Source organism: Gillisia hiemivivida, assembly GCF_007997295.1.
GTDB classification, from domain to species: Bacteria; Bacteroidota; Bacteroidia; order Flavobacteriales; family Flavobacteriaceae; genus Gillisia; species Gillisia hiemivivida.
Window position 1 is genome coordinate 1 of record NZ_VORY01000038.1, and the last position, 6,619, is coordinate 6,619.

The 6,619-nt window shown below is 34.2% G+C and carries 7 protein-coding genes; all 7 read left to right on the forward strand.

Going from position 1 to position 6,619, the window contains the following annotated elements:
- Window positions 1-223: 223 nt before the first annotated feature.
- The 7 genes from ES724_RS16225 to ES724_RS16255 all read left to right on the forward strand — a co-directional run bounded on the left by ES724_RS16225 (window position 224) and on the right by ES724_RS16255 (window position 6,150).
- Window positions 224-712, forward strand: coding sequence for a DUF2306 domain-containing protein (locus ES724_RS16225; protein WP_146934975.1), 489 nt, complete (start codon window positions 224-226; stop codon window positions 710-712).
- A gap of 212 nt (window positions 713-924) precedes the next feature.
- Complete coding sequence (locus tag ES724_RS16230; RefSeq protein ID WP_146934978.1) at window positions 925-1,314, forward strand: hypothetical protein; 390 nt, start codon at window positions 925-927, stop codon at window positions 1,312-1,314.
- Window positions 1,315-1,319: 5 nt separating this feature from the next.
- Window positions 1,320-1,727, forward strand: a complete 408-nt coding sequence (locus ES724_RS16235; protein WP_146934981.1) for a hypothetical protein — start codon at window positions 1,320-1,322, stop codon at window positions 1,725-1,727.
- A gap of 187 nt (window positions 1,728-1,914) precedes the next feature.
- Window positions 1,915-2,463, forward strand: coding sequence for a DinB family protein (locus ES724_RS16240; RefSeq protein WP_246136899.1), 549 nt, complete (start codon window positions 1,915-1,917; stop codon window positions 2,461-2,463).
- A gap of 219 nt (window positions 2,464-2,682) precedes the next feature.
- Entirely contained in the window at window positions 2,683-4,251 is a 1,569-nt protein-coding gene (locus tag ES724_RS16245) for an IS1182 family transposase (protein WP_170249915.1), read from the forward strand.
- A gap of 55 nt (window positions 4,252-4,306) precedes the next feature.
- The gene (locus tag ES724_RS16250) at window positions 4,307-5,032 is read left to right on the forward strand and encodes a lysozyme inhibitor LprI family protein (protein WP_146934987.1); all 726 of its coding nucleotides are present in this window, start codon (window positions 4,307-4,309) and stop codon (window positions 5,030-5,032) included.
- 413 nt (window positions 5,033-5,445) lie between these two features.
- Window positions 5,446-6,150, forward strand: coding sequence for a carotenoid biosynthesis protein (locus ES724_RS16255; protein WP_170249916.1), 705 nt, complete (start codon window positions 5,446-5,448; stop codon window positions 6,148-6,150).
- Window positions 6,151-6,619 lie beyond the last annotated feature (469 nt).

Sequence of the window (6,619 nt, forward strand, 5' to 3'; positions counted from 1 at the left end):
ACAATAGACCGAGAAAAATCATAGGCTATAAAACACCTAAAGAAATGATGGAGATGGAGCTGAAATTTGTAGCTTAGAAACATCAAAAACCAACAACGATTTGTTGCGTTACAACATTGAATCCAGCAGTTCATCCTCAATAATCTACATTTCAGATTTAAAAACTTTGTGAACCGCAAAAATAGTCGGAATTTTAAACTCAAGTTGTTAAAGTAATAATTAAATGGGAAATTTAGTCGGAAATGAAATTGGATTGATTCACTTGATTTCATCTTGTCTTGCCTTATTGTTTGGAACTTTTATTCTGATTGCGAAAAAAGGAAATAAACAACACGTGAAAATTGGATATCTGTATCTCATTAGTATGGGAATTTTAATTATAACTGCATTTATGATTTACAGGTTGTTTGACGGCTGGGGAATATTTCACTACACTGCCCTTTTAAGTTTAGTATCTATTTTACTTGGAATGATTCCCATTTGGACAAAAAAACCAAAAAATAGTTGGAAATATTTACACTTTTCATTTATGTATTGGTCTGTAATTGGACTATATGCAGCATTTGCAGCAGAAATTTTAGTAAGAATACCAAAAACCCCTTTCTTTGGAATGGTAGGACTTGCAACTGGGGGAATAATACTTATTGGGGGAATTATTTTTGGAATTAATAAAAAGAAGTGGATAAAAATATTTGAAACTGAAAAAAAATAACGAAATGCCAACAACGTATATAGCTCATAGCTAGGTAGTTGATTAATCAAAGTTAAGGTGTATTTGCGAGTCCGCCAAATTTTTAAATTTGGCTTATTGATAAAAAAAGGTAATAAGAAAAATTTAAAAATTCGGCTCGTGCTAATCCGAAAGTAATTTTATAATTTGCACGCTACGAGCCATATACAAGAACGTTGGCAATCATTTAAAATATGAAATTTCGTTATAAAAACAAACAAATAAAAATCAATTTAATCTTCGGAATAGTCTGGTTTGTATATGGGATTATTAAAGTAGTAATAACTGATAAGCTGATTTGGATTGACTATGGTTGGTTTGCTTTTTCAATATTATATTTGATTATTTACTTTTATCAAAAAAAAGAAAAATATCTAACTATTGAAAATGGAATTATAAAACAGAATTGGCCATTTGGTAAACAATTAAACCTAACCGAGATAAAAAGCATTAAATATTTTGCTGGAGATCTAATATTGAAAACTGAGAATAATGAATTAATCATTAATCGACAATTAATAGAAGAAAATTCTCTGAAAGATTTGGAATTTGAATTGAAAAAGCTAAACCTAAATTGGGATTAAAAAAAATGAAAATCAATTATAATGAGCAAGATAAGTCGATTGAAATAAACGACGAAATCAAAACACAATATTGGTTTATTAATGCAATGGCAATATTAAATATTATCAATTCAATTATATTTCCTGTTTTTGTTTTAGAAAAAAAGGAATTTCTTTGGTTTGGATTTATTTGGATAATTATTGGACTTGCTTCATTAGTAGGCTTAATTTATCAGATAATGAAAAAATCACCAGCTGAAAAACTAAAATTGACAGAAATAAATTCACTTACCGAAAAACAATTTATTGGAAGAAAAACTTTGGCTTTAAAATTGAAAAACGGAAAATTTAGAGACTTAATAACAATTAAAAATGAAAAGGATATAAATGAAACCAGAGAATTATTTAGAAGTTTAGGTATTAAATTCACATAAATAGTATTTAAACGAATTGCCAACATCGTTTAACAGCAAATAGCGGGCATTCTGCTGAAAAGTGTTATTTTAGAGACCAAGTAACAAAACAACAAAGCCGACAAGTTCGCGCCCTTACTCCACGCCACTTGCCTTAACCAAGACCGTTAGCGGCAAGTGCGGAGGAAATTTGAGAAAAGAACAAATGATGAATTGGATTAAAGAAATAGACGACATAACCGACAAATTTGCTGGAAAATTGAAGGATTTAAATAAGAATGAATTGAATTGGAAACCGAATTCAGAAACGTGGAGTATTGCACAAAATATCAATCACTTAATTGTTTTGAATGAAACATATTTCTCAACTTTTGAAAATCTTAAAAAGGGAAAAAACAAACTACCTTTTATTTCGAAAATCGGATTTATTTCAGCTTTTATGGGAAAAACAATTCTAAAAGCTGTTTCACCTGACAATCAATCAAAAACAAAAACATTTCCCATTTGGGAACCAGAAAAAAGTGAGATATCTGAGGACATTCATGTGGAGTTTCAAACACATCAAAATGTACTTAAAAAATACATTGAAAATTCTGACAATTATTTGAAAAACAAGATGCTGATATCCTCTCCTGCAAATAAAAATATTGTTTACAAATTAGAAACAGCTTTTGATATAATCGTTACTCATGAAAAAAGGCATTTGGAGCAAGCTTTAAAAGTGAATGAGTTAAGAACAAAAAGCACCGGCCGCTAACATCGGTTAAGCGCAAATAGCGGATATTCTAATGAAAAGATATATTTTAGACATCAAGTAACAAACAACAAAGCCGACAAGAAAGTGTCCCTACTCCACGCTACTTGCCTTAACCAAGACCGTCAGACTGTCTAATAACCCCCTTCACTTTTAATAACTTTGTTAATTTCTTCTAGTATTAATTTTTAATACAATGAGGCACTGTCGTATCTTCATTCTATGAGATTTATAGAAGGAAAAAATCGCAATCAATCCTCACTTTTCCCAGTGTCCCTAGAGGATGCCATTAATCAGGAAAATGAGGTCAGAGCCGTAGATGTTTTTGTAGACAGCTTGGATCTACAAGACATGGGGTTTCGGGTAAACTTCCCAGAAGGAGGTCGTCCTGCATACCACCCGGGTGTGTTGCTCAAGTTATTTATCTATGGATATTTGAACCGACTGCGTTCCTCACGAAATTTGGAGCGCGAATGCAAACGAAATATCGAATTGATGTGGCTCCTTGGGCAACTCTCCCCAGACCATAACACCATTGCCAACTTTAGAAAGGACAATCCTGAGGCTATAAAGAAAGTTTTTCGTGCCACAGTAATACTGGCCAAACACTTCAATCTCATTGGGGGGAAACTTATTGCAGGGGATGGCACCAAGCTAAGGGCCCAGAACAGCAAAAAGAACAACTTCAATAAAAAGAAGATCGACCGTCACCTTCGATATATCGATAACAAGCTTCAGGAATATAACCAAGCCCTAGAGCAAGCCGATGGTACTGTAGATAAAGAAAATATCCATAAGCAGATGGATATCCAGAACAAGCGCAAGGATACGTATCATAAGCTCGAGCAGGAATTGGATCAAACCCAAGAAGACCAGATCTCAACCTCGGACAACGAGAGCAGGCATATGGTCTTAAGGGGCAACGTTACAGAGGTAGTCTACAATGTTCAGTCCACCGTAGATGCCAAGCACTGCATCCCCATTGATTATGAAGTCACCAACAACAATGATAAAAAAGCCATGGGAGCCATGGTGAGAAGGGCAAAATCCATTTTAGGGAACAATGATTTCACCGCTCTTTTTGACAAAGGATATCATACTGGATCTGAATTGGAAATTGCTCAAGGTCTAGGGATTAAAACCCTGGTTGCTATTCCTGCCCCAGCTTCCAGTGCACCAGATCCCCTGTACAATGTTAAAAATTTTGTCTACGATTTGGGGAATGATCATTACGTATGTCCCCAAGGTCATTTTCTGAAAACCAACGGAACCTTTTACGTCAACCACCGGGGGAAATCAAACGAGTCCAAGTTCAAACAGTATAAAACAAGAGCATGCAAGGGATGCCCGGTGCGGGAGCTGTGCACCACGGCCAAAAACGGGAGATTCTTGGCTAGAAACCTATACACTCCTGTTTATGAAGAAAACAAAAGAAATATGGAAGCTGAGCCTGAATTGTACAGACGCAGGCAGGCTATTGTAGAGCACCCCTTTGGAGCCATGAAGAGGCAATGGGGCTTTGATCATATCCTTTCTAAAAAAGGCAAGAAAAGGGCTTCTGCAGATGTTGGATTTATTTTCATAGCCTACAATCTCAAACGAATTTTGAACTTGATTGGCAAAAAGGAATGGAAGGAGTTATTGAACACCTTATGTGCTTGTTTTTATACCTTTGTAAGAGCGTATAAGGCCCTTTTAAAGTTGATACCCATCTTTAGTTTCAACATCTCTGATTCTGGTTTTATTCCTCAGCCTACCATAAAAAGCCTTATTTTGGTCACAAATCGGTAGAATAACAAAGGTTATTAGACAGACTGCCGTTGGCAACAAGCTGAAAACAAAAAAAATGAAAACAATATTTACAATAATTATTTTGACCCTATGTTTCAATTGTTTTTCCCAAACTCAAGCGGAAATGAATCAAGAAGCTTACGATGAATTTAATAAATCCAACGATAAATTAAATGAAATCTATCAGACTATTTTATCTGGCTATAAAAACGATACATTATTTATCGAGAATTTAAAAATATCACAACGAATTTGGGTACAATTTCGTGATGCCGAAATGGAAATGAAGTATCCAAAATATCCTAATAGAATCTACGGGTCCATTCACCCAACATGTAGAGCGTTTTGTTTAAAAGAATTGACTGAAAAAAGAATCACAACTTTGAAGAAATGGACTAACGGAGAAGAAGAAGGAGATGTTTGTAATGGCTCAGTAAAAATTATAGAGGAAATTGAGTCAAAATCTATGGGAAAGGCAACCATCCAAAAGGATAGTTCTGTATGGATAACTGCCAATATGAAAAGAAATCATCGAATTTTTGGTTATGAAAAGAAAAATATTCATTCTTCTAAAATGATTTTATTATCAATCTTTACAAATGAAGTAGAAAACAATCCATTTGAATGTAAATACGGAGCTTACTATGATACTAGTGGAATGACTGATTTAGATCTTAAATATCAAAATACACAAGATGAATTTATAAAGATTGCTTTATTAAAAAAAGGAAAAATTATAGATGAAGTTTTTATGCTTAAAAAGTGGTTTGAATTTAAATAATCAAATAAGCCAGTTGCCAACATCGGTTATCGCAAATAAGCGGGCATTCAGTAAAAAATAATATTTTAGACACCAAGAAACAAATTAACTACTCCGTCCTACTTGCCTTGATCAAGACCGTTACCAAACATTTGAAGAAATGTAATGGGAGGATTTACAAATTTGATTTATTTTAAAGAAGATCTATCTGAAGAGTCAAGGGTACAGAAATTGAAAAACTAAGTGGCTAAGCATTCTAGAAAACATTTAATTAAGAACCTCGGGGAAAGCCCACGAGATGAATTGGAAAATACTTTTAAAAATTCGAGGCAAGCCTCGGGGAATTAAACCCTCAATGAAGGATTAAAAATATGGATATCAAAAAAATAATTCTAGTCACTTTATCGATGCTCTTTTTCATCATTGGTTTTACGATGAGTTCTGTTCCATCAGAACAGTTTGTAGAAACTGGATCCATTATAGCCGTTTGTATAATTTCTATGCCGGCATTTTACGGCATTTGGAAAATATATAGTACACGAGGAATTGCAGCAATTATGGCCTTGGGGGTATTTGCCTTAATTATAGAATCAATTGGGATTCATACAGGATTCCCTTATTCACCTTTTGAATATACGATGCCGTTTGGTTATCAGTTACTGGGAACAACCCCCTGGACCGTATTTATTGCTTGGAGTCCGCTAGTTTTTGGTGCCTGGTTACTAGCACAAACATGGTTTAAGCATCACTGGGCACGATTTCTGGCGTACCTTGGAATTCTTGTTGGCACAGATGTTATCTTGGACCCTGGAGCCGTTGCACGCGGACTATGGAAATACACCAATGGTGGTTTATGGTTCGACGTACCTCTACAAAATTTTATTGGCTGGATTATTTCAGGAACAATTGCATATTTTATTTTGAAATTGGTTTTGAAACCTGCCATTGTAAACGGTAGCGTGGCGATTTCGAAGTACCTCTGGATTGGCTCTCTTTCCCTTCTCCTCTCAATCTTCCTATGGACAGGAGTTGACGCAGGTTATGAATTATGGTTACCTACGATTGTCGGAATAATCTTGGGGAATATTATAATACAAGCATTATTTAAAATTTACACTACAACTTCACAAAACGACTAAAATTCTCATTTATAACTACTTCTATGAGAGCTCTATAAGCTTTCAAAAAAGTTTTGAGATTTTTTTAATTACAAAAGTAAATGCGAAATTATATTAGTTAGTGAGAAAATTACATAAGCAGTTGCTAAAAAAATACTGGTCACTCAGAACATTTATTTGGTAGATTATTTAATTGAATACAAATGTTTACAATTGATTAGGTGAATTATATGTAAGTTTACGTGTATACAATTGTTACCACACAATGGAGCAACAGAACTATGATATTCTAAGTTTAACACTTAAATGCAGCTCAAAATCAAGAACCTCGGGGCAAGCCCGCACGAGATATGTCCCGATGGTTCCTATCGTGTGGACACAATTTTTTAATATTTTAGCTGACTAATAATAGTTTTGCTAATAAAATGAAAAGGGGATTCACAGACTTAGAGGATAAACGTTTAGTTTATAGAGGCAATAAGATTTTATC